Origin of the sequence: Kribbella sp. NBC_01245 (genome assembly GCF_036226525.1) — a bacterium.
In the GTDB taxonomy this organism is placed as follows: Bacteria; Actinomycetota; Actinomycetes; order Propionibacteriales; family Kribbellaceae; genus Kribbella.
On the sequence record NZ_CP108487.1, the window covers coordinates 4,176,829 to 4,200,290 of the forward strand.

Annotated in this window: 22 protein-coding genes; 11 read left to right on the plus strand and 11 right to left on the minus strand. The window is 67.8% G+C overall.

Features of this window, described 5'->3' with window-relative positions:
• Positions 1-88 precede the first annotated feature (88 nt).
• Positions 89-1,099, minus strand: a complete 1,011-nt coding sequence (locus tag OG394_RS18500; RefSeq protein WP_328996639.1) for an SMP-30/gluconolactonase/LRE family protein — start codon at positions 1,097-1,099, stop codon at positions 89-91.
• A gap of 151 nt (positions 1,100-1,250) precedes the next feature.
• Between OG394_RS18500 and OG394_RS18505 the strand changes: the two genes are divergently transcribed.
• Both OG394_RS18505 and OG394_RS18510 read left to right on the plus strand, forming a co-directional pair.
• Positions 1,251-3,014, plus strand: a complete 1,764-nt coding sequence (locus OG394_RS18505) for an acetyl/propionyl/methylcrotonyl-CoA carboxylase subunit alpha (RefSeq protein WP_328996640.1) — start codon at positions 1,251-1,253, stop codon at positions 3,012-3,014.
• Positions 3,015-3,236: 222 nt separating this feature from the next.
• Positions 3,237-4,121, plus strand: a complete 885-nt coding sequence (locus tag OG394_RS18510; RefSeq protein WP_328996641.1) for a peptidylprolyl isomerase — start codon at positions 3,237-3,239, stop codon at positions 4,119-4,121.
• Positions 4,122-4,141: 20 nt separating this feature from the next.
• On the opposite strand, the gene OG394_RS18515 is transcribed toward OG394_RS18510, so the two are convergent.
• From OG394_RS18515 to OG394_RS18530, 4 genes are all read right to left on the minus strand, one after another.
• Positions 4,142-4,891: a YwqG family protein gene (locus tag OG394_RS18515; protein WP_328996642.1), complete on the minus strand. Its 750-nt coding sequence runs from the start codon at positions 4,889-4,891 to the stop codon at positions 4,142-4,144.
• Positions 4,892-5,050: 159 nt separating this feature from the next.
• Positions 5,051-6,226, minus strand: a complete 1,176-nt coding sequence (locus OG394_RS18520) for a glycoside hydrolase family 76 protein (RefSeq protein ID WP_328996643.1) — start codon at positions 6,224-6,226, stop codon at positions 5,051-5,053.
• Between the two features lie 164 nt (positions 6,227-6,390).
• Entirely contained in the window at positions 6,391-7,548 is a 1,158-nt protein-coding gene (locus tag OG394_RS18525) for a SpoIID/LytB domain-containing protein (RefSeq protein WP_328996644.1), read from the minus strand.
• Positions 7,545-9,173, minus strand: a complete 1,629-nt coding sequence (locus OG394_RS18530; RefSeq protein ID WP_328996645.1) for an N-acetylmuramoyl-L-alanine amidase — start codon at positions 9,171-9,173, stop codon at positions 7,545-7,547. Before OG394_RS18530 ends, OG394_RS18525 begins: the two co-directional genes overlap by 4 nt.
• A 184-nt stretch (positions 9,174-9,357) precedes the next feature.
• On the opposite strand from OG394_RS18530, the gene OG394_RS18535 reads away from it, so the two are divergent.
• Positions 9,358-10,197: a hypothetical protein gene (locus OG394_RS18535; protein WP_328996646.1), complete on the plus strand. Its 840-nt coding sequence runs from the start codon at positions 9,358-9,360 to the stop codon at positions 10,195-10,197.
• Positions 10,198-10,250: 53 nt separating this feature from the next.
• Here OG394_RS18535 and OG394_RS18540 read toward each other — a convergent pair whose 3' ends face one another.
• Positions 10,251-11,630, minus strand: a complete 1,380-nt coding sequence (locus OG394_RS18540; RefSeq protein WP_328996647.1) for an NAD(P)H-quinone dehydrogenase — start codon at positions 11,628-11,630, stop codon at positions 10,251-10,253.
• A 31-nt stretch (positions 11,631-11,661) separates the two neighbouring features.
• Here OG394_RS18540 and OG394_RS18545 point away from each other — a divergent pair, with 31 nt between their 5' ends.
• Both OG394_RS18545 and OG394_RS18550 read left to right on the plus strand, forming a co-directional pair.
• Positions 11,662-12,123 (plus strand): gamma-glutamylcyclotransferase, encoded by a 462-nt coding sequence (locus OG394_RS18545; RefSeq protein ID WP_328996648.1) that lies wholly within the window; start codon positions 11,662-11,664, stop codon positions 12,121-12,123.
• Positions 12,124-12,182: 59 nt separating this feature from the next.
• Positions 12,183-13,835, plus strand: a complete 1,653-nt coding sequence (locus OG394_RS18550; RefSeq protein WP_328996649.1) for a phospho-sugar mutase — start codon at positions 12,183-12,185, stop codon at positions 13,833-13,835.
• Positions 13,836-13,976: 141 nt separating this feature from the next.
• Here OG394_RS18550 and OG394_RS18555 read toward each other — a convergent pair whose 3' ends face one another.
• The gene (locus OG394_RS18555) at positions 13,977-14,405 is read right to left on the minus strand and encodes a hypothetical protein (RefSeq protein ID WP_328996650.1); all 429 of its coding nucleotides are present in this window, start codon (positions 14,403-14,405) and stop codon (positions 13,977-13,979) included.
• Between the two features lie 291 nt (positions 14,406-14,696).
• Positions 14,697-15,254: a PH domain-containing protein gene (locus tag OG394_RS18560; protein ID WP_328996651.1), complete on the minus strand. Its 558-nt coding sequence runs from the start codon at positions 15,252-15,254 to the stop codon at positions 14,697-14,699.
• Positions 15,255-15,301: 47 nt separating this feature from the next.
• Between OG394_RS18560 and deoC the strand changes: the two genes are divergently transcribed.
• From deoC to OG394_RS18575, 3 genes are read left to right on the plus strand one after another with little or no spacing between them, the layout of a single operon-like run.
• On the plus strand, positions 15,302-16,243 hold the full coding sequence (gene deoC / locus OG394_RS18565) for a deoxyribose-phosphate aldolase (RefSeq protein WP_328996652.1): 942 nt from the start codon (positions 15,302-15,304) through the stop codon (positions 16,241-16,243).
• A gap of 5 nt (positions 16,244-16,248) precedes the next feature.
• Positions 16,249-17,679, plus strand: coding sequence for an aldehyde dehydrogenase family protein (locus tag OG394_RS18570; RefSeq protein ID WP_328996653.1), 1,431 nt, complete (start codon positions 16,249-16,251; stop codon positions 17,677-17,679).
• Between the two features lie 19 nt (positions 17,680-17,698).
• Positions 17,699-18,544, plus strand: coding sequence for an aldehyde dehydrogenase family protein (locus OG394_RS18575; protein ID WP_328996654.1), 846 nt, complete (start codon positions 17,699-17,701; stop codon positions 18,542-18,544).
• Here the strand turns inward: OG394_RS18575 and OG394_RS18580 are convergent.
• The 3 genes from OG394_RS18580 to OG394_RS18590 all read right to left on the minus strand — a co-directional run bounded on the left by OG394_RS18580 (position 18,541) and on the right by OG394_RS18590 (position 20,848).
• Complete coding sequence (locus OG394_RS18580; RefSeq protein ID WP_328996655.1) at positions 18,541-19,122, minus strand: dihydrofolate reductase family protein; 582 nt, start codon at positions 19,120-19,122, stop codon at positions 18,541-18,543. The two genes, OG394_RS18575 and OG394_RS18580, sit on opposite strands and share 4 nt — an antisense overlap.
• A gap of 77 nt (positions 19,123-19,199) precedes the next feature.
• The gene (locus OG394_RS18585) at positions 19,200-19,823 is read right to left on the minus strand and encodes a hypothetical protein (RefSeq protein ID WP_328996656.1); all 624 of its coding nucleotides are present in this window, start codon (positions 19,821-19,823) and stop codon (positions 19,200-19,202) included.
• Positions 19,824-19,840: 17 nt separating this feature from the next.
• Entirely contained in the window at positions 19,841-20,848 is a 1,008-nt protein-coding gene (locus OG394_RS18590; protein WP_328996657.1) for a serine/threonine-protein kinase, read from the minus strand.
• Positions 20,849-20,916: 68 nt separating this feature from the next.
• Here OG394_RS18590 and OG394_RS18595 point away from each other — a divergent pair, with 68 nt between their 5' ends.
• From OG394_RS18595 to OG394_RS18605, 3 genes are all read left to right on the plus strand, one after another.
• The gene (locus OG394_RS18595) at positions 20,917-21,456 is read left to right on the plus strand and encodes an RNA polymerase sigma factor (protein WP_328996658.1); all 540 of its coding nucleotides are present in this window, start codon (positions 20,917-20,919) and stop codon (positions 21,454-21,456) included.
• An 85-nt stretch (positions 21,457-21,541) separates the two neighbouring features.
• Positions 21,542-22,120 (plus strand): hypothetical protein, encoded by a 579-nt coding sequence (locus tag OG394_RS18600; RefSeq protein ID WP_328996659.1) that lies wholly within the window; start codon positions 21,542-21,544, stop codon positions 22,118-22,120.
• Positions 22,113-23,456: a glycosyltransferase family 4 protein gene (locus OG394_RS18605; RefSeq protein ID WP_328996660.1), complete on the plus strand. Its 1,344-nt coding sequence runs from the start codon at positions 22,113-22,115 to the stop codon at positions 23,454-23,456. Before OG394_RS18600 ends, OG394_RS18605 begins: the two co-directional genes overlap by 8 nt.
• Positions 23,457-23,462 lie beyond the last annotated feature (6 nt).

Genomic DNA, 23,462 nt, shown 5'->3' on the forward strand with positions numbered 1-23,462 from the left:
GAAACGCCCGCACCACCTCGTGGCCGTACGGGGTGAGCGTCGGGCTACCCACGCCTACGCGTAGTAGGGGTGAGCGTCGTTCGCACGCCTAGGCGTCGTACGGCTGAGGGGCGCCGGTGGTGGTTAGGAGGAGGGAGTAGACGGAGGTGGTGGCGGTGAGGAAGAGGCGGTTGCGTTTGGGGCCGCCGAAGGTGAGGTTGGAGACGGTTTCGGGGACGAGGAGTTTGCCGAGGAGGGTGCCGTCGGGGTGGTAGACGTGGGCGCCGTCGGCGGCTGCGCCCCAGATGCGGCCTCGGTTGTCGAGGCGGATGCCGTCGAAGGCGCCGTTCCCGCACTCGGCGAACAACTCGCCGCCGGTCAGACCGTTGTCCTTCACGTCGAAACGGCGGATGTGCGCGCGCTCGGTATCGGTGATGTAGAGCTGGGTGCCGTCCAGCGAGAACGCCAGCCCGTTCGGCCGGTCGAAGTCGTCCGCCACCCGGGTGATCGCGCCCGACGCCGGGTCGATTCGGTAGACGTGGCAACCATCGGTCTCGATCTCCCCCTCGAAACCCTCATAGTCGGAGTCGATCCCGTACGCCGGATCCGTGAACCAGATCGAGCCATCCGGATGCACCACCACGTCGTTCGGGCTGTTCAGGCGCTTGCCGTCCCAGTTGTCCGCCAGCACCTGGATCGACCCGTTGTGGTTCGTCCGGGTCACCCGCCGATTGCCGTGCTCACAACTGACCAGCCGCCCCTGCTCATCGAGCGTGTGCCCATTCGTATAACCCGCGGGCTGCCGGAACACCGACACCCCGTACGACGTCTCGTCCCACCGCAAGATCCGGTCATTCGGGATGTCGCTGAACAGCAAATACCGCCCAGCCGGCGAGTAAACCGGCCCCTCGAGCCACCGCCCACCACTCCACAACCGCTCGAGCTGATTGTCTCCCCGAATCCCCTCGAACCGCTCTTCCAACTTCTCGAACACAGCGGGCGCCGTACCGGCCAATGGCTCTGGGATGGTGGACAAACCGGCTCCTTCGGTCATCGGCGGCAACGGACGCGCCACGTCGTGACGCAGTAGCAGCGTGGCAGCCAGCGGCGTCTGCCGCATGGACATCCTCTACCCACCCTAAAAGTCCACCGGTGCCTACAACTACAACGGCGAGCACCTGATCGTGAGAAACCGGGGGCTGGCTGTGATGTCCGCCATCGGCGAAATGGGGGTCTGGTCCTAGACTCAGGGACTGCTGAAGGGAGCAGATGTGTCGATCACCAAGGTTCTGGTCGCCAATCGCGGCGAGATCGCTGTCCGCATTATCCGTGCCGCCGCCGATGCGGGGCTGAGCAGTGTGGCGGTGTACGCCGAGCAGGACCGTGACGCGCTGTTCGTCCGGCTCGCCGACGAGGCGTATTCGCTGGACGGCGCGACCCCGGCCGACTCGTACCTCAACGTCGGGAAGATCCTCGATGTCGCGGCACGCTCCGGGGCGGACGCGGTGCATCCCGGCTACGGCTTCCTGGCGGAGAACGCCGGGTTCGCGCAGGCGGTGATCGACGCCGGGCTGATCTGGATCGGCCCGCCGCCCGCCGCCATCGACTCCCTCGGCGACAAGGTCAAGGCCCGCCATATCGCGGAGAAGGTCGGAGCGCCCCAGGTTCCCGGTACGCCGAACCCGGTCGCGGACGCGTCCGAGGTGGTCGCGTTCGCCGAGGAGTTCGGTCTGCCGATCGCCATCAAGGCGGCCTACGGCGGTGGCGGTCGCGGTATGAAGGTCGCGCGCACGATGGAAGAGGTGCCCGAGCTGTTCGAGTCGGCCACCCGTGAGGCGATCAGCGCGTTCGGCCGGGGCGAGTGCTTCGTCGAGCGGTATCTGGACAAGCCGCGGCACGTCGAGACCCAGTGCCTGGCCGACTCGCACGGCAACGTCGTGGTGATCTCCACCCGCGACTGCTCCCTGCAGCGCCGGTACCAGAAGCTCGTCGAGGAGGCGCCCGCGCCGTTCCTCTCCGAGAGCCAGATCGCGACGTTGTACAAGTCTTCCAAGGCCATTCTCAAAGAGGCCGGGTACGTCGGCGCCGGGACGTGCGAGTTCCTGGTCGGTCAAGACGGGCTGATCTCCTTCCTCGAGGTGAACACGCGTCTGCAGGTCGAGCACCCGGTCAGCGAAGAGGTCACCGGGATCGACCTGGTCCGCGAGATGTTCCGGATCGCGGATGGCGAGGAGCTCGGGTACGACGACCCGGCGGTCAGTGGTCACTCCATCGAGTTCCGGATCAACGCCGAGGACCCGGGCCGTGGCTTTCTGCCCGCGCCCGGCACGCTGACCCGCTGGCACGCGCCGTCGGGCCCGGGCGTGCGGCTGGACGGCGGCTACGACCAGGGCGAGACCGTGCCCGGCTCGTTCGACTCGCTGGTGGCGAAGCTGATCGTGACCGGCCGCGACCGGACGCAGGCGCTGGAGCGGTCCCGCCGGGCGCTGAAGGAGTTCGTCGTCGAGGGCATGCCGACGGTCATCCCCTTCCACGCGACCGTGGCGAGCGATCCGGCGTTCATCGGCACCGGGCCTGGCGGGTTCGGCGTGCACACGCGGTGGATCGAGACCGAGTTCGACAACACGCTCCCGCCGTACGACGGTGGGGCCGAGGTCGCCGAGGCCGGCGAGCGGGAGAAGGTCACGGTCGAGGTCGGCGGTAAGCGGCTCGAGGTCGTACTGCCGGCCGGGCTCGGGGCTGCCGCGGCAGGCGGCAACGGCGGGAAGAAGAAGCCCGCGCGACGGGCAGCCGGTGGCGGTAAGGGCGCTGCGGCGTCCGGTGACTCGCTCACCTCGCCGATGCAGGGCACCATCGTGAAGATCGCCGTCGAGGAGGGCGCGATCGTTGCGGCTGGTGACCTGATCGTGGTGCTCGAGGCAATGAAGATGGAGCAGCCGCTGAACGCGCACAAGGCCGGCACCGTCACGGGCCTGTCCGCCGAGGTCGGTGCGACCGTGTCGGCGGGCGCCGTCATCTGCGAACTCAAGGACTGACCCAAACCCAAGCTGAACGACCGGCCCGCACCCGCGGGCCGGTCCCGGCGCATGCCCTCTTGCCAAGGCTGGGGGATCTTCAGGAAAATCCCAGCTTGATCGGGCACACTCGGTCGCCGGGTAGGCACGGTGGGCGGTGGCCGGACGGCACGGTACCTTGTCCCCCACCCATGGATCGCGCCTGCCCGGAGGACCCGGCAGGTGAGGTGAGGAGAGCTCGGAATGGTCAACAAGACCCATCAACGGCAGGTCGAACAGCGCCGGGCCGCCCGGCGAGCGGCCCGCGAGGCTGAACGCGCCGCGCAGCGCCGTCGGCTGGCCATCACGATCACTGCCATCGTGGCCGTTGTCGCGGTCGTGGTCGGCGTCATCGTGGTGATCGGCATCGGCGGTGACGACACCCCCGCGGCGAACCCGTCGACCAGTCCGAGCGCCCCGGTCAGCACCGGTCCGGCCAGCGCCGAGAACCGGGCCACCTCCATCCCGGCCGCGCTCTTCCCCGCGCCGAAGCGGATCACCCCGCTGGCGGCCGAGGTCGATTGCACCTACAACAAGGGCACCGAAGCCGCCAGCAAGCCCGTCGAGGCCCCGGCGAACGGCAAGACCCCGACCACGGGCACCAGCCCGGTCACCCTGGTCACGACGATCGGTGATCTCAAGCTCACCATCGACAAGGCCGCGGCGCCTTGCGCGGCGAAGAGCTTCCTGAGCCTGGTCGGGCAGAAGTACTTCGACAACACCGAGTGCCACCGGATGACCGTGGGCAAGGGCCTGCAGGTGCTGCAGTGCGGTGACCCGACAGGTCAGGGCAGCGGCGGCCCGGGCTACACCTTCAAGGAAGAGGCCTGGAAAGAGCTGAAGTACGGCCGGGGCACGCTCGCCATGGCCAAGACCCAGGCTCCGGGTAGCACGGGCAGCCAGTTCTTCATCGTGTACGGCGACGGTTCGGGCCTGACGCCCGACTACACCGCCTTCGGCACGGTCGACCTGGCCAGCCTCAAGAAGATCGACGCGGTCGCCCTCAAGGGCGTCACCCCCGTCATGGGCCCGGGCGACGGCAAGCCGCTGACCCCGGTCAAGATCACCGCGGCCACCGCCGCGAGCTGAACCGAGGCGGGACCACCGCCTCAGTGACATTGCAGTGCCACCCAGCTGGCCGACCACTCCTGGTCGGCCAGCTGGTCTTTGTGCATCCAGAAGTACAGGCGGCCCGCATCGCCCCAACTCATCCCGATCTCCGGCTGGGAGTCGACCTGCAGCAGCAGGCGCCAATCCCGCGCGCCCTCGGTCAACCCGACCTGACTCTGATCCTGGTAGCCGTCGAATCCCTGGCTGGCCATCTGACACATCAACTGCATATCGCCCTGAAGCGGATCGGGATGGCCGAGCAGCCTGTGCACGACCGCCGGCGGTTCATCGCCCAGACGATCCAGCACCCCGCTGTAAGTAAAGGCATCCTCAGGGCTGATCTCGAGCGCTTCGAACTCAGCCGACTCGCACGGCACGAAGGTGAACGTCGGCACCGGCCTCAGCCGTAGTGCCTCGAACCGCCCGCCGACAGACAACCCGGACGGCGGCTCGCGCCGAACCAGCTGGGCGCCAGGTGGCGTGAAGAGCACAGCCCAGCCGCCACGATCCTTCGGGTCGCTACCCCAGACGGCCGTTTCGGTCTCGTAGAAGAAGGACAGCAGGCCACGCGCGGGCAGCGCGCCCTCCGCATCGAAGGAATGCGTGTCGGCCAGGTCGATCTGTGCGATGAAGGCCAGCGGCACGCCATCCCAATCAGGCCAGGCGGTTTTGGCAGGCAGGTCAGGCCGCCCGCCCAGGCGAGAAGCGCCGAGGCGATGATCAGCGACCTGTTCGACGAGCAGCCGCACGCTGGGACGCATCAAACCCATCAGGGCAGTCGCGTGCCGCCCCAGACCAGCGGCGCTCAATGCTTTGACGTAACGGGCGATCGAGGTATCTGTACGAGTCTCCATGCCAGGGAAGATGCCGTCGAAAACGGCACCTTCCCCGGTTATCCACAGAAAATCTCAGGCGAGTTGGCCATACTTCCAGCGCGGCCAGCCAAGGAGAGCGTCGATCTGGACCATGCCCGCCTGCTCCAGCAGTTGCACCGGCTTGTCGTCGAAGTGGAACAGGCCCGTCTTCGGATCACGCGCCTCGGTCCAGGCACGGTCGGAGTAGGCCGTCATCGCGGCGCGGTAGCCCGGGTTCGGCGCGACCGTCTCCAGGATGAACAGGTTCTTGAAGTAGATCGAGTTGAACCGCGACGGCTGCTTCCACAGCCGGTCCTCGGAGCCGTAGAAGGCCAGCGAGGCAGCGGCTACGGCCTTCGCGTTGTCGAGGTACTTCTTCTCGCCGGTCGCCTTGTAGAGCAAGGTGCTAGCGCCGATCATGACGCCCTGGTTGTAGCTCCACTGGGTCTTCTCGATGTTGCCGGCCAGGTCGATGTGGTCCCAGTAGAGACCGTTCGGCGCCAGCATGCACTTCTGCGTCCAGTCGTACATCTTCTTCGACCAGGTGAGGTAGCTCTTCTCCCTGGTCTGCAGGTAGAGGTGCAGGCCGAGCTCCGCGCCCGGGCCGTTCGACACGGTGTTGCGGTCCTGGCTCCACGGGGCCTGGGTCCAGAAGACGCCACCGGCGCAGGGATGCGAGGGGTCGTCGTCCCAGCCGTAGACGACCAGGTCGAAGATCTCCTTGGCCCGGGTGAGCGAGGATCGGTCGCCCGTGCGCTTGAAGTGCTGGATCAGGTTGAGCCCGATCCATTCGTTGTCGTCGTAGAACTTGTCGCCACCATGACCGAGCGGCGGCCGCAGGTACGAGTCGTACCCCTTGGGCGTTGTCGTGGTGTTCCAGTACGGCTTGTAGCCGTCGAGACGCAGATCCGCCTCTGCCGCCCAGCGGTGGCCCGTGAGCGGCGTACCGGCGAGGTTCTCGGCTGCGATGACCGCCTGCGAGTACGGCCAGATGTAGGAATAGGGGTTCGACTGGTGGTTCGGGTACTCCTCGAGCAGCAGGCCCTTGCCCGCGTCGAAGTAGGTGTTCAGCGCCTTGTACGACGCGGCGGCGCGCTCTGTCGAGCGTGAAGCGGTCATGGCCTCGCTGTCCTGGCTACCAGTGGCGGCGGTCGTCTGGAGTGCGGCGAAGACCGCCACCCCGGCCAGACCGCCGACCAGCGTTCTGGTGAATCTCAACCCTCTGCGCATCGGAACGACTCCCTCGGGCGGATTGACATCGATGTCACGTTTTAGCCCGCCGAGGAACTCACGTCAATGGTCAAGGCATCCGCATACCGAGATTTTTGGAAACGTTCCCGCCGACCACAGCCCGAGCCGCCCAAACCGGACAGGGGCTGAACCGGTCCACACGATCACCCAAAGTTGAACCACGTTGAGCGCAAGCGCAACTTGTACCGGACCTGTTCGCCGGTGAACGTCCGCACCCCGTCCGCCCCCGTCACCTGCACCCGAAGGGCCCGCCCGCCCCATTCGCCGTACCCGTTCCGCGAACTGACAACGATGTGCCTGATCGTGCCGACACCGAAGACGCGCTCGGCCGTCGAGCGCTTCACCGTCACCTTCCAGGTGTTGTGCGGGTTGCCGGGATGGCCGTCGTACGGATCGGCCTTGCCGACCTGGTACGGCTCGTCGCCCGGCGCCGTCTGGCCGCCACTCGACGCGGAGAACTCGGCGATGACCGGCACGCCCCCGGAGATCCGGATCACGCCGGCGGTGTCCGCGATGGCCTCGTCGGTCGAACCGACCTCGGCGCCGTACCCGCCGTAGACCTGGCAGGAGACCGTGTCGCACAGGTCGTAGTCGCGGTTGGCCCGCAGACGGCGGTGGTACGCCGAATAGGTGCGGGCGGCAACGGCCTGAGCCTGCAGAGCGGCCGGTCGCCAGGAGGTGATCGCCTCGCGAGGTACGACGCCGCGCAAGTAGCTCTCCAGTGGAACGACGTTGATCGTGTCGAGGCCGCTGCCGCGACGGTCGGCCGTTCGCAAGGCGCCGCGATAGCCGACTTGGCGGCCGCTCGGCAGCACCAACGCGGTCACCACAGGGCCCTCGAACTGGGCCATGCCCTTGAAGATCCTCCGGCCGCCCCAAACGGCCCATCGCTTCGTCGGCGCCCAGTAGTACCTGAGCCGGGTTCGCGAGGTGCCATACGAGTCGATGGACCAGGAGGTGATGTTGCGCGTCCTCGGCAACGTCCAGGCCGTTCCGTCACCGAGGTCGCGAACACGCAGGCCATTCACCGCACCGACTCGCAGACCGTCCGTGGTGTCCGCCGTGATGTGGATCCGGATAACGCCGCCTGCGTGCGCCCGCGTCGTACCCGGGTAGTAGAAGTTCATGATCTCGGTGGACGACTTCCCTGCCAGGGCAGCACCTTGTGCGCCGTACTGGGACATGCCGCGACCATGACCGTAACCACGGCCGTAGATCACCAGGTCGCCTGCCGAAACAGCAACAGGCGCAGGCGGCACAAGCAAGGTCGTTGCCATCAGCAACGCTAGGGAACCGCTCATCGGAATATGACCTTCGCTCGATTGCTACGGGAGTTCCACTCGATCCGGCCGCCCTGGAAGCGCTGGGCCAGGCCGCCGCGAACGTGGTACGGGCTGGTCGTCGGCAGCCGCAGGCGCGACCGCTCGGCGCCGACGCGCAGGTAGTGCAGCATGATCACGCCGTAGATCGCCTGCACACCGGTCGATCGGGACCAGTAGAGGGCGGCGCGAGTGCCCTTGTGCTCGAACAGCTGCACCCGTGAGCCGTTGGCGCGGCCGTTCTTCTCCTCGCCGACCGGAAGCCCCAGTGGGCCGTTGGCGGAACCGAAGGCGCGATACCGGGCGCGGAAGCCGCCACGGACCGAATGGGCGCCAGTGGCGCCGGACCAGTAGACATCCCGGTTGCGGAACCAGGTGCTGCGTCCAGTTCGCGTGGGGTGCTCACCCCAGAAGGGCGCGCCCAGGACCGACTCACCACCTACGCGGCGGGCATAGCGGTAGATCGGGGTTGAGGCGCCGTGGTCCATCAGAGCGCTTACCCGCTTACGTAGTTCGCCTAGTTTGGCGTAGACGTTCTTGCCCGGGCAGGCCGTCGCTTTGGTGTCGCGATGGCCTGAGATCGCGTCGAAGCTTGAGCCGTTGATGAGCGCCTTGCCGAACGGCGAGCGGTAGTTCGCGTCGAGCTTCCACGCGATCACGCGGGATGCCATGTCGAGCATCGCGGACGACGGCTGGGCCTTCTCGAAGTTGCCGATCATGCTGACGCCGAAGGAGTCGCTGTTGAATCTGCCGGTATGCGCCCCCAGCACCGGCAAGTGCATCCCGCCGGCCCTGCCCTCGAAGGCCTGCCCGTACTTGTCGACCAGGAAGTTGTAGCCCAGGTCGCACCAGCCACGCCCCTTCACGTGATACGCGTACATGCTGCGGATCATCGCGGCCGACTGCGCCTTGGTGTAGCGATTGGTATCGGCCGTGTGGTGCACGAACGCGGCCCGGATCGTGCTGGTGAACCGAGGGGTCGCACAGGCCACACCGTTGAACGACCGCAGCGACTCGTCCGCACCCCAGCCCTGCCTGGTAACGATCTTCGGCATCGGGAACGGCATCGGCCCGGTCGCCGAGTCGTAAACCGCACCACCTGTCGTGGCCATCCGCGCGGGCTCGTCGTCCGGACTCGCACCTGGATCGATCAGCACCACCTTGGCGTCCGGCACGGGCTTGCCGTCGAGAGTGGTCAGGGAGACCTGCACGCCGGTTGAAGGCTCCACCCAGAGTGGCTCGGTGCCGGAACGACCAGCAGCGGCAGTGGCGGCGTCAGGCCCGTGCTCCTCCTCCACGTGCAGTCCCTGCCAGGGGCTCCACTGGCCGCCTGAGAAGACGCTGACCTTCGCGACGACCTTTGCCGCGTCAGGCTGGTAGGGCCAGGTAACGCCGACCAGACGGAAGACGTCGGTCTGGGGTTCGACCGCGCTCGCGTACGCCGTACCAGGAGCGTTGCGGACGTCCAGCTCGACGTACGCCGACTTGATCGGCTGGCGCACGTCTACAGCCGCCATAGAGGCCGTTGGCGGGCCGTACGGGACAAGGAGAACCAGACCGGCGGTGAGGATCGCGACCAGCCGGTGAAACCTGCTGAACCTGCTCATCATGCGGCCTTTCGGCGGCAGAGGGCGGTCCACCTGAACTGTTACGGCTGTTACTGGTGTGAAGGTTGTGGCAGCAGTAACCGATTATGCGCCATGAGTCATGTCCTGACTAGAGGGGCGTATGGGAGGAGGGGCTGGGCTGACTGGGTAGGCTCGTTGTAACACCCACCGAGGAAGGCCCGTCATGAAGTGGATTTTGCTCATCGCGGTGATCGCCATCGCGGTGATGGCGTACCGCTCTTACCAGCGCACCCAGCTCCAGGCGAAGAAGAAGCTCGAGATCAGCTCGGCCGAACTCGCCTCCGTCAAGAAGACCGCCGAAGAGGACATCACCAAGTTCGGCGAAGAGCTGCAGGACCTCGACCTGGACATGGTCGGCAAAGACCTCGGTGACGGTGCACGACAGGATTACCAGCGTGCCCTCGACGCGTACGAGTCGTCCAAGCAGGCCCTCGACGCAGTAACCGAGGCAGACCAGATCAAGCACGTGATCGAGATCCTCGAGGACGGCCGCTACGCGTCGGCGTGTGTGCGCGCCCGGGTCAACGGCGAGCCGCTGCCGCAGCGCCGCCCCTCCTGCTTCTTCAACCCGCAGCACGGCCCCTCGACCGAGGACGTCACCTGGGCCCCGGCCGGTGGCGCACCGCGCGAGGTGCCGGCCTGTGCGGCTGACGCCGAGCGCGTCCGCGCCGGCGCCGACCCGGATGTCCGCAAGGTCATGGTCGGCCCGCAGCGGGTGCCGTACTGGGAGGCAGGCCCGGCCTACTCGCCGTACGCGCAGGGCATGTTCGGCGCCCTCGGCGGTGTGATGACCGGCATGTTCATCGGCACGATGCTCGGCGGCATGTTCGCCGGCGGCGGCTACGGCGACCTCGCGGGCGGCGGCTTCGACAGCGTCGACGCCGGTGGGTTCGAAGGCGGCGGCGATGGTGGCGGCGGTGACGGCGGCGGCGACGGCGGCGGCTGGTCCGACGGCTTCGGCGGCGACGACGGCGGCGGCTTCGACTTCGGCGGCTTCGAGTAATCCACCAGCGCATGTAAGGGCCGGCACCCAATCAGGGTGCCGGCCTTTATCAATTAACTCCGCAGGTGCAACCGCCGGGCAGCCTCGGCGACCGAGCCCGAGACCGACGGGTAGACCGTGAACGCGTTCGCCACCTGATCGACCGTCAACCGGGCCGCAACCGCGATCGAGATCGGGTGGATCAACTCGCTGGCCCGCGGCGCCACCACCACGCCACCGACCACGATGCCCGTGTTCGGCAGGCAGAAGAGCTTCACAAAACCATCACGAACACCTTGCATTTTCGCCCGCGCGTTATCCGCCAGCGGCACCTTCACCACCATCGCCGTACTGCCGCCCGCGTCGAGCACCGCCTGCGTCAGCCCGACGGTCGCGATCTCCGGCGCGGTGAACACGTTCGACGACACGGTCTGCAGGTCGAGCGGCTGAACCGCGTCGCCCAGCGCGTGCGACATCGCGATCCGGCCCTGCATCGCGGCGACCGAGGCCAGCATCAGTACGCCGGTGCAGTCGCCCGCCGCGTAGACCCCGCGCGCCGTCGTCCGGGACACCTTGTCGGTCGTGACGAAGCCGCCATCGCCCAGCGACACGCCCGACTCGACCAGGCCCATGTCCTCGGTGTTCGGCAGCGATCCGACGGCCAGCAGAGCGTGCGAACCCTCGACCGTCCGGCCGTCCGTGAGCGTCACCACGACGCCTTCGCCGACCCGCTTGACCGACTCCGCCCGAGACTTGCCGAGCACGGTCATCCCCCGCCGCATGAAGACGTCCTGGAGCACCTCGGCGGCGTCCGCGTCCTCCCCCGGCAGCACCCGGTCGCGGCTCGAGACCAGCACCACGTCGCTGCCGAGAGCGTCGTACGCACTGGCGAACTCGGCACCGGTCACACCCGAGCCGACCACGATGAGCCGCTCGGGAAGCTCCTGCAGCTCGTAGACCTGCTCCCAGGTCAGGATGCGCTCGCCGTCCGGCTCTGACCCGGCCAAGATGCGCGGGCGCGCGCCGGTGGAAATCAGGACGACGTCCGCGGCGAGTCGTTCATCGCCGACCAGCACGGTGTCGGGCCCGTCAAGCCGGCCACGGCCCTGGATCACGCGGATGCCGTCGCGCTCCAGCCGGCGGCTGATGCCGTCCGACTGGGCCTGAGCGAGCCGCTTGACCCGGGCGTTGATGACCGAGAGATCGACGTGCACGGAGTTCGCCGGGTCGTCGTCCCCGTCGTCCACCCGGACGCCTAGTTCACCTGCCTCCTCGACCTGGGTCATCACCTCCGCGGTCGCGATCAGGGTCTTGCTCGGCACACAGTCCGTCAGGACCGCCGAACCACCGATCCCGTCGGTGTCCACGACCGTTACCTCTGCTCCCAGCTGTACTGCGGCATGCGCCGCCTCGTACCCGCCGGGACCGCCTCCGATGATCACAACTGACGCCACGAGAGGCCATTGTTCCGTATCGTGTGATCGCGTGAACCTGTACGCCGCATTTGCGTCGAATCTCGACCCGAATCAGATGGCCGAGCGTTGCCCCTATTCCCCGCTGCGCGGGACCGGCTGGATCGTCGGCTGGCGCCTCACCTTCGGTGGCGAGGAGCTGGGCTGGGAGGGCTCGATGGCGACCATCGTCGAGGACCCCACCGACCCGGACAACCAGGTCTTCGTCGCGCTGTACGACGTCAGTCCGCAGGACGTCGAGCGGCTGGACGAGTGGGAGTGGCTCGACCAGGGGATCTACCAGAAGATCAACGTCCGGGTGCAGACGCTCGACGGCGAGCAGCTGGCCTGGGTCTACGTGCTGAACGCGTACGAGGGCGGTCTGCCCTCCGCGCGCTACCTCGGCATCCTGGCCGAATCCGCCGAGGCCGCGGGCGCTCCCGACGACTACGTGGCCGCCCTCCGCGCCCGCCCCTGCAACTCGTCCGGCCACTGACAGAGCGGGACTCGTCGGCCAGACGATGACAGTGCTGGTGCGACGGTATCGTCGGGGCCGTGACCGCTGACGAGACTGTTGAGTTCCGTACCGCCGCCCAGGCATGGCTGGCCGAAGATCCCGATCCTGACACGGTTGCCGAGTTGCAGGCCGTGCTGGCGGTCGGGGACGAGGCAGGCTTGATCGACCGGTTCGGCGCCAAGCTCGAGTTCGGTACGGCGGGATTGCGTGGTGCCGTCGGCGCCGGGCCGAACCGGATGAACCGGGTCGTGGTGATCCGGGCCGCCGCCGGGTTGTGCGCGTACCTCAAGGCCAACGGGCTGACCAATGGCCCGGTGCTGATCGGGTACGACGCCCGCCACAAGTCCGACGTATTCGCGCGCGACACAGCAGCCGTCGTACGCGGTGCCGGGCTGGACGCCGTACTGCTCGACCGGCCCCTCCCGACGCCTGTGGTGGCCTTCGGGATCCGCCACCTCGGCGCGGTCGCGGGAGTGGTCGTGACGGCTTCGCACAACCCGCCGCAGGACAACGGCTACAAGGTCTACCTCGGCGACGGCTCGCAGATCGTGCCGCCCGCGGATATCGAGATCGCGGCCGCCATTGACGCGGTCGGCGCGCTGGCCGACGTACCGCGTGGTGATGACTGGCAGACCATGGGCGACGAGCTGCTGGGGGCGTACCTGGATCGCATTGCGTCGCTGGTACCGGCTGACGCGCCTCGGTCGATCAACGCGGTCTACACGCCTCTGCACGGCGTTGGGCGGGATCTGGTGGTGTCGGCGGTGCAGCGCGCGGGATTCGCCGTACCGAAGGTTGTCGGGTCTCAGGCTGAGCCGGATCCGGACTTCCCGACTGTGTCGTTCCCGAATCCGGAGGAGCCTGGGGCGATTGACGCGGCGTTGGCGCTTGCTCGGGCCGAGGGGGCCGACATCGCGGTGGCCAATGATCCGGACGCGGATCGGTGTGCGGTGGCGGTGCCTGATGCGTCAGCCGAGGGTGGTTGGCGGATGTTGCGTGGGGATGAGCTGGGCGGGCTGCTTGGGGAGTTCTTGCTGTCCTCGCGGCCGGATGGGGTTGCGGCTTGCTCGATCGTGTCGTCGTCGTTGTTGTCGAAGATCGCTGCGGCGTACGGCGTGAGGTTTGCGGACACGCTGACGGGGTTCAAGTGGATCGGGCGGGTGCCGGAGCTGGTCTTCGGGTATGAGGAGGCGCTCGGGTACTGCGTGGATCCGGAAGCTGTGAAGGATAAAGACGGGATCTCGACGCTGGTGCGGGTGTTGCAGCTTGCGGCCGGGGCGAAGGCGCAGGGGCGTACGTTGCTGGATCTGCTGGATGATCTGGCGAACAAGTACGGGCTGCATGCGACGGATCAGCTGTCGGTTCGGGTGGACGATCTGGGATTGATCGTCGACGCGATGACGAGGTTGAGGAGCACGCCGCCGGTGGTGCTGGGCGGGTTGCGTGTGGAGCTGGCGGAGGATTTGAACCTCGGGGCCGGCGGGCTGCCGCCGACCGAGGGGTTGCGGTATCAGCTCCAGGGTGGGGCGCGGGTGGTGGTGCGGCCGAGTGGGACTGAGCCGAAGTTGAAGTGTTACCTCGAGGTTGTGGTGCCGGTCGAGGGTGGCGTGGTCGCAGATGCGCGCGCCAAGGCCGTGAAGTCGCTCGCCGCGATCAAGGCGGATTTGGCTGTTGCGGCAGGGATTTCGTAGAGCTGCCGCTAGCAGTCGCAACGATTCGTCCCAATTCGCTTGGCTGCTTTCCTGAGTACAGGTTGGCGGTCAGGCGAATAGGGACTAATCGTTGCGGGGTGTTCTAAAGGAGGCCCTGGCGAGTGGTCTCCAAAGGCGACCTCAGACGGGCTGTTCGACCGTTAGGGAAGTCTTCAGGGAAGCCAGCAACGTTTTGAGGGTGCTGGTGGATTGGAGGAGGGCTTCGCGTTCGATCGGGTTGCGCTCGGCGACCGAGGTGATCTCGGCGATGCTCTCCTCGACGCGGGCGATCCGCTCGGCGGTGGTGCCCTCGCCGCTGGTGGCGCGCCGAAGGGCGTCGGAGGTGATGGTCCAGACGTCCTCGGTGTTGCTGCGCCGGGACAGGTCGAGCATCTGTCCCAGGGCGTCCAGGTCGTTGGAGATCTGGGTCCGCTCCGCGGGCGTGCCGACTCCCTCGGTCGCCTTCCGAAGCCGGACGACATGCGCGGCCAGTGCCGACGCGCTGCACTCGCCCCGCTGAATCTTGTCCAGCACCTTGGTGTACTCGGTGTTGAACTCGTCGTAATTCACGATCTAACTCCTGCCGTTGTCTGTGCGCGACAAGACTGTAAGGCCAACCAGCCGCAGACCACCGTAACCAATTGGTCGCGGTCTGTTGCACCCGCACGCTCGATGAATCGTAGGGCCTGTCCCCACGCTCGCGAGCACACAACGACGCTCGACACCCCGGAGTCACCCGAAGCACCGGATCAATCACCCGATTCAAGCGCCGGAACCAGTCCAGCACACGAGCAGTTCACCGCGCGCCGGCACCGGATCCGTTTCAGCACGCGATCGGTTCACCCACGTGATGGACCGCGATCAGTTCAGCAGCCAGGTCACCACGGCGAGCGCGATCAAACCGCCGAGCACGCTCAGCTCGAGTTTGGCCCAGCGAGTCGAGAGCTCGCCCTCGGCCGTCTTGCCGTACCGCTCGGCGTGCTGCTCGATCCGCTCGACCACGAAGCCGGCCCGGGAGACCGAGTCGTCGTTCCCGTTGGCGCCGCGGAGGCGTTGTTTGCGCATGTCCCGCATGATCAGCTGGACGCCGGGCGCACGCAGCCGCTTCTGCGGGGTCTGCACCACCACGATGTCGGCGATGTCCGCACCTTCGACCAGGTTCCAAGGCACGTCGTGATCCCTGATGTGGTTACGGATTCGCAACTGTTCCGGTGTCAGCACGATGGACGGCCGGATCAGGCCGAGGTACGTGACCACCATCACCGCCCCGATCACCAGGGCCGCGGTCAGGCCGCCGAGGGAGCGCCACTCGATCAGGATGTCGATCAGACCGAGCACGCCGATGGCCAGCACCACCACCCCGGTGATCCGGTTGGAGTGCGTTATGTAGTGCTCGTTCTCGTTCGGTGCGGACTTCACCCGCACAAGGTAACTCCGACCCCCGAATTGCCCATAGAGTAGGACGCGTGACCACCGACACGCTCGCCGACGTGACCTCATCGGAGGACCGCCTCCGCCGGTTCCTGCATGGGTTGCCAGGAGTCGACCAAGTCGGTGCCGAGGCTCGCGCCGCCATGCTGGGCACCAGGTCGATCAAGACCACCGCCAAGGCGTATGCGCTGGACCTCGCGATCCAGATGATCGACCTGACCACGCTGGAGGGGCAGGACACCCCGGGCAAGGTGCGCGCGCTGTGCGCGAAGGCGCGCCGCCCGGACCCAGCCGACAGTACGGCGCCGCAAGTGGCCGCGGTCTGTGTCTACCCGGACCTGGTCGCCACGGCAAAGCACGAGCTGCGCGGTTCGGGGATCAACGTCGCCAGTGTCGCGACCGCCTTCCCCAGTGGGCGTTCCAGCCTCGCGATCAAGCAGCAGGACACCCGTGACGCGGTGGCCGCCGGTGCGGACGAGGTCGACATGGTGATCGACCGGGGCGCGTTCCTCTCCGGGCGGTACGGTCTGGTCTTCGACGAGATCGTGGCGATCCGCGAGGCCGCCGGCGACGCCCATCTGAAGGTCATCCTGGAGACCGGCGAGCTGGTCACGTACGACAACGTGCGACGCGCGTCCTGGCTGGCGATGCTGGCCGGCGCCGACTTCATCAAGACCTCCACCGGCAAGGTCTCCCCCGCGGCGACGCTGCCCGTGACACTGGTGATGCTGGAGGCCGTGCGGGACTACCACGAGGCCTCCGGCTTGCACATCGGCGTCAAGCCCGCCGGTGGTATCCGGACCGCCAAGGACGCCATCAAGTACCTGGTGATGGTGAACGAGACCGCCGGGCCCGACTGGCTCGACCCGGAACTGTTCCGCTTCGGCGCGTCCAGCCTGCTGAACGAGTTGCTGATGCAGCGCACCAAGATGAAGACCGGGCACTACCCGGGCCCCGACTACTTCACGCTGGACTGATCTCGATGAGCAGATTCGAATACGCACCCGCCCCGGAATCCCGGTCGATCGTCGACATCAAGTCGTCGTACGGGTTGTTCATCAACGGTGCCTTCGTGGAGGCGACCGAGGGCAAGCCGTTCAAGTCGGTCAGCCCCGCCACCGAAGAGGTCCTCGCCGAGATCAGCGAGGCCGGCCCGGCCGACATCGACAAGGCGGTCAAGGCCGCCCGCAAGGCGTTCGAGAAGACCTGGGGCCCGATGGCCGGTCGCGACCGCGCCAAGTACCTGTACCGCATCGCGCGCATCATCCAGGAGCGTTCGCGCGAGCTGGCGGTGCTGGAATCGCTCGACAACGGCAAGCCGATCCGCGAGTCCCGCGACGTCGACGTACCGCTCGTGGCCGCGCACTTCTTCTACTACGCGGGCTGGGCCGACAAGCTGGAGTACGCCGGGTTCGGCACGCAGCCGCTCGGCGTCGCCGCCCAGGTCATCCCGTGGAACTTCCCGCTGCTGATGCTCGCGTGGAAGATCGCGCCGGCCCTTGCCGCGGGTAACACCGTCGTACTCAAGCCGGCCGAGACCACCTCGCTGACCGCACTCGCCTTCGCGGAGATCTGCCAGCAGGCCGATCTGCCGCCGGGTGTCGTCAACATCGTCACCGGTGCGGGCGCGACCGGCCGGGCGCTGGTCAACCACGAGGGCGTCGACAAGGTGGCCTTCACCGGCTCCACCGAGGTCGGCCGCGCGATCGCCCGGGACGTTGCCGGTAGCAACAAAAAGGTCACTCTCGAGCTCGGCGGCAAGGCGGCGAACATCGTCTTCGAGGACGCGCCGATCGACCAGACCGTCGAGGGCATCGTCAACGGCATCTTCTTCAACCAGGGTCACGTCTGCTGTGCGGGTTCGCGGCTGCTGGTGCAGGAAAGTGTGTACGACGAGGTGCTGGCCCTGCTCAAGCGCCGGATGTCGACTCTGCGCGTCGGCGATCCGCTCGACAAGAACACCGATGTCGGCGCGATCAACTCGAGCGAGCAGCTGATCAAGATCCGCGAGCTGTCGCAGGTCGGCGAGGACGAGGGCGCCGAGCGCTGGTCGCCCGAGTGCGAGCTGCCGACGCAGGGCTTCTGGTTCCCGCCGACGGTTTTCACCGGCGTGTCCCAGGCTCACCGGATCGCCCGCGAGGAGATCTTCGGCCCGGTGCTGTCGGTGCTGACCTTCCGGACGCCCGCCGAGGCCGTCGAGAAAGCCAACAACACCCCGTTCGGCCTGTCCGCGGGCGTCTGGACCGACAAGGGCTCGCGCATTCTCTGGATGGCGAACCAGCTGCGCGCCGGCGTCGTCTGGGCCAACACGTTCAACCGCTTCGACCCCACCTCGCCGTTCGGCGGCTACAAGGAGTCGGGTTACGGCCGCGAGGGCGGTCGCCACGGCCTGGAGGCCTACCTTGCCAACTAAAGACACTCCGAGGCTCGACGTGCGGAAGACCTACAAGCTGTACGTCGGCGGCGCCTTTCCGCGCAGCGAATCCGGCCGGTCGTACGTCGTGAACGATGCCAAGGGCAAGTTCCTCGCGAACGCGTCCTGGGCCAGCCGCAAGGACGCCCGGGACGCCGTCGTCGCGGCCCGCAAGGCCTTCGGCGGCTGGTCGGCCAAAACGGCGTACAACCGCGGCCAGATCCTGTACCGGATCGCCGAGGTGATGGAGGGCCGGCACGAGCAGTTCAGCGCCGAGGTCGCCGCGAGCGAAGGCATCACGATCGCCAAGGCCCGTGCGCTCGTGGACGCCTCGATCGATCGCTGGGTCTGGTATGCGGGCTGGACCGACAAGATCGCGCAGATCGTCGGCTCCAGCAACCCGGTCGCCGGGCCGTACTTCAACTTCTCGTTGCCCGAGCCCAGCGGTGTGATCGCCTTGCTCGCCCCGCAGGACTCGAGCCTGCTCGGCCTGACCAGCGTGATCGCCCCGGTGATCGCGTCCGGCAACACCGTCGTCGTCGTCACTTCGTTCGAGCGCCCGCTGCCGGCCGTGACGCTCGGCGAGGTGATGGCCACCTCGGACCTGCCGGGTGGCGTGGTGAACCTGCTGACCGGTTCCGCGAGCGAGATCGCGCCCTGGCTGGCGAGCCACACCGACGTCAACGGGATCGACCTGGCCGGGATCAACGACACGATCGAGGCCCGCGAGCTGGAGGGTTCAGCCGCGGAGAACCTCAAACGCGTCCGCCGTCCCGGTGACGAGGACTGGACCGCCGACCCCGGCACTTCCCGGCTGACCCAGTTCCTCGAGACGAAAACCGTCTGGCACCCGATCGGTATCTAATCGGCCTTGCGGTACCGAAGGTTCACTGCGGCCGATGGGTCATCGGCAAAGAACCGCTCGAGCCGGACGGGCGCGCCGCCGGGGTTGTCGAACATGCGGATGCCGTCGCCGAGTAGCACGGGCGCGATGTGCAGGTCGATCTCGTCGACCAGCCCCAACTCGGTGAGCTGCCTCCCGATCGAGGCCGACAAGACCTCGAGGTTCTTGCCACCGGCCGCCGCCAGCGCGATCCGGGCCGCCTCGGCCACATCGCAGTTCAGGAAGGTCACGCCCGCACCGGGTTGCGCGTCTTCGGGATGATGCGTGAGCACGAACACCGGCCCTTGCCACGCGCCGCCGTAGACACCACTGGCGTCGGGGAAGGCATCCCAGCCATCCCGCCCGCCCAGGATGGCGCCGGTCGTCTCGGTGTACTCCTCGGTCAGCCCGGGGCGATGCGTTGTGCCGGCCATCCAGTCCATGGCGTGGTTCGGCCCGGCCACGAACCCGTCCAGCGACATCGTGAAATGCCAAAGCACCTTGCCCCCGGCCGTCTGCGGTTCCGTATCCCTCAAGTACGTCGCACCCGTGCTGGACATACCGATCCTCTCGTTCGTTGGCCCTCTTCTTTGTGTTTCCCGGACATCGGAGCCGATTCGTGGTTCTCGACATTCGCTCAGCGGATCCGCGTGCGGGTGAGGATGGGGACCGGGTCGGGGTGGCATGCGGCCGGGGCCTTTACCGTGCCGAAGGGGATCTTGATGCGGGCGATGAGCGTTAGGCCAGGCTCGTCGTGACTCGAACCGGCCGGACGGGTCTCGATCGTCGTACCGGCACTACCCGCGACCAGCCATAACGTCAGCTTGGGAAGCTGATACCGCGAACCACCCGCGATCGGCCCCGGGACCTTCACCGTGACGACGCCATTCGCGATCTCCAGGTACGGCGCCGCGCCCAGGCCCGATCCGCCCGTCAGCCGGGCCGACGCGAGGCGGGAGTTCGCCGGGACCCGGAATCGCAGCGCCAGATCGCGCAGCTCGCGCAACTTGAACCCCTTGATCTCGGCCGGCACGTCGCCTGGTTCGAGCTCGACCACGACCGGGAACGTCGCGCCCGCCAGGATCTGCCGCGGCGCGGAGGCCCGGACGTTCTCCCGCAGCCGGAAATGCTTGTCCCCCATCGGCGTCTGCGCCCGGCACGCATAACCAAGCTCAACTGACGAAACAGCGGCGGCCGGGAGCGTCGTACCGGCTAAGACCACGAGACCGAGGAGCAGAACGGCGAGGCGGTGAGTAGTCATGCGACTACCCTACGAAGTCACTGGCCGAAGAAGTACCAGGAGGCCAAACCGGCGAGCGCGAAGACCACCGGCAGCGAGAGCCACGCCAGCACGCGCTGCCACCTGGGCGGCCGTACGACGAGCACCGTGCCGATCTCGTCGATGCTCGGCGCCTGCGTTCGCTGCGCGGCCAACCCCGGCGCCTCTCGCTCGAGCCGGTACGCCTCGGCCTCCAGCTTCTCCGCCAGGCTGTCGGCGCGCGGCCAGCGCTCGTCGACCCGGTAGGCCAGCGCCCTAGCCAGCAGGTCGTCGATCTCACCGACCGCGTCGTGCAGCAACGGCAGCAGGCTCGGCGGGTCCAGATCGGGATCACGCGCGACGACGTCACCGATCGACGACGTCACGTACGGCGTACGACCGGTGAGCAGCGCATACGTCACGCCGCCGATCGCGTAGATATCGGCCCGCTCGTCGAACCCGCCATCGCCGCGTCCCTGTTCGGGCGACATGTACGCCGGGGTGCCGACGGCCTGAGTCAGACCGGAGGCCTCCGCCAGGCTCTTCGCCAGGCCGAGATCGGCGAGCACGACCCGATGGCTGCCGCCGCCTGACTCGGAGCTCGAGTTCTTGCGGAGCAGCAGGTTGGCCGGGGTGATGTCGCGATGGACGACGCCCTCGGCGTGCAAGGCGGCGACCGCCCGGGCCACGTCGGCGCCCCACCAGAGCGCGTCGGCGGGATCGACCGCGCCTCCGGCCAGGATGTCGGCCAGCGAACCGCCGCCGATGTAGTCCATCACGAAGTACGGCCGGCCGTCGGGCAGTTCGCCCAGGTCGAAGACCCGGACCACCCGGTCGCTGGCGATCCGCCGCATCAGCCGCGCTTCGGCCAGGAATCGCTCGCGCACATCGGCTCGGGAGGCCCAGTTCTCGGCCAGCACTTTGACCGCGACGTCGACGTCGAGATCGTCGTCGTAGCCCCGCCAGACCGTGGCGAAAGCGCCCGCGCCGATCTTGGCTTCGAGCCGGTAGCGTCCGATGACTTCCATCGCCCGATATTGTCGTGCACTGGAGGGGCTTTTGCCCGCTTTTGATCCGGATCAACTGGGGACGGACCTTGACCGAGGACCTTGAGGAGCTGGCGGCGGCTGCCGCGGCCGGTGACAAGACCGCGCTGGCGGAGCTACTGCAGCGCGTCCGGCCGCAGGTGCAGCGGCGGGTGGCGAAGTTCCTGCCGTGCCGCGAGGACGCCGAAGAAGCCGCACAGGACACGCTGATGGCGGTCGCGACGAAGATCCACACGTTCAAGGGCACCGGCTCGTTCGCCGGCTGGCTGACCATCGTGGCGACCAACTGCGCCCGGCAGACGTATCGCTCGCTGAAGCGCCGGTCGGTCGAGCGCTCGGCCGAGGTGCTGCCGGAGGCGATCGATCCGCGGACGACCTCGGTGATCGCGGGTTCCCGGCTGGATCTGCTGGAGGCGCTGGACTCGCTGGAGGCCGACCACCCGCAGCTGGTGCAGCCGCTGGTGCTGCGCGATCTCGGGGCACTGACGTATGCCGAGATCGCCGAGGAGTTGCAGGTCCCGCTCGGCACGGTCAAGGCCCGGATCCACCAGGCCCGGAAGCAGGTCGCGGAGCGGCTCACCGTCCGCTGAGCAAGTCGTACGGCGCTGAGCGCGTCGTACTCCGTGAGCTCGTGCGTCGTACTGCGTGAGCTCGCGGTGCCCTAGGGTGACGAGCGTGACTGAGCTGCCGACGACCGAAGAGGGCTGGCACGAGTACCGCAGCCGCCTGGTGCGCGCGGGCCGGGATGCGCAGGAGCGGATGAACCACGCGCCCACGCTGCCCGAGCGCGAGCAGGCGCGGCAGGAGTGGGAGCGGATCGCCGACCAGACCGAGGTGTCCGAGCGTGCGTACGACGCCTTCCTGCGGGACAAGGCCCGGACCGAGGTCGCCCAGGACGCCGACGAACTCGGCAACCAGCTCTGGAACACGTGGGTCCGGCCGCGGAGTGATGCCGCCGCCAGCCAGGTGCTCACCAGGGTCGCCGTGTCGGATCAGGACGACGCCGGCCGCCCGGCAGGCCTCGACGAGGAGGGTCTGCGCCTGCAGCGGCTGGCCGCCACCCTCGTGGCCGAGCCCGAGACGGCCGCGCGAGTGCCACGCGAGGTGGTCGAGGCGATCACCGCGGCGTTGCGCGAGTTCGCCGGCCGGCTGATGCTCGCCCGCAGCAAGGGCGAGTTGGCCGAGGGCGACGAGTACGTGCGCGCCGTACTGCTGATGGTCGCGGACCTCGAAAGCAGGAGGTTCAATGCCTGAGCAGCGCAGGTTGCGCGTCCTCACCGTGGGCACGGGCTGGGACTCGAGCGCCGGCGGTATCGCCACGGTGAACCGCGAGCTGTCGATCGGGCTGGCCCAGGCCGGGCACGACGTCACCGCCTGGATCCCCGAGCCGATCGAGGACCGGCACCCGGACGTCGACATCCGCTGGCCGACGAATCCGCCCGTGAAGGTCGAACCGGGCGATAGCAGCGGCGCGAAACTGGCCAAGCACCGGCAGATGCTGCTCAGTGGCGAGGGTCTGCCCGAGCACGTCGACATCATCGTCGGACACGCCAAGTTCACCGGCGATCTGGCCCAGCAGCTCCGGGAGCAGTACTACCCGACCGCCAAGGTCGTCGACATGGTGCACAGCTCGACCGAGGAAGGCGATCGTTCCCGCAACGGTGACGGTATCGGCGCGGACCAGAAGGCCGCCGCCCAGCTCGAGCGGATGAAAGGTGCCGACCTGGTCGTCGGTGTCGGCCCGATCATCACCGAGGAGGCCGAGCGCTCGGCCCAGCGCGACCGGGTCCAGCTGAACGTGCACGAGATGATTCCGGGCATCACGGCGCAGGAGCCGCCGATGTACCGGGACAGCCAGTACCGCTACGAGATCCTGATGATGGGCCGGATGGACGACCCGCTGAAGGGTGCGCCCGAGGCCGTCAAGATGGTCAAGGAATTGCGCGACCGCGGCGTGCCCGCTCACCTGGTGATTCGTGGCGTGCCCGCGGACAAGCTCCAGGAGCAGCAGGTACAGGTCAACGAGGAGAGCGACAACTCGGTCCGGCTCCGGCCGTACTCGGTCGATCCGGCCGATCTGCAGCGCGACCTGAACGGCGCGGACCTAGTGCTGATGCCGTCGCATACCGAGGGATTCGGCCTGGTCGCGTCCGAGGCGGCCGGCGCGGGTGTGCCGGTGCTGATGAGCCAGAACACGACCGGAATGGGCATGTTCCTGAACGACGCCAGCCGGGTGCCGCCCGAGCTCGGCAAGGACTCGACCATCACCCAGGGGCCACGCAATACGCAGGCCTGGGCTGATCGCATCCAGGGCGTGCTGCAGAACCTGCCCGCCGAGCGCGAGCGTGCGCTTGGGCTGCGCGAGCACCTCACGAACAACTACAGCTGGAAGGCCGCCGGCGAGAACATGGTCGCGGCCGTCGAGAAGCTCAACACCCTGCCGAAGACGCAGGAGCAGGCGACGCTGCAGATGGCCACAGCCGGTCTCGCCGCGCCTGGCTCTGACAAGTCTCTGGGCAAGGGGGCTACTACCACTTCGGTGAGTCAGCTCAGCGAGCGCAACAGCACTAAGCAGGGCCCGGAGCGCTGACCCGGA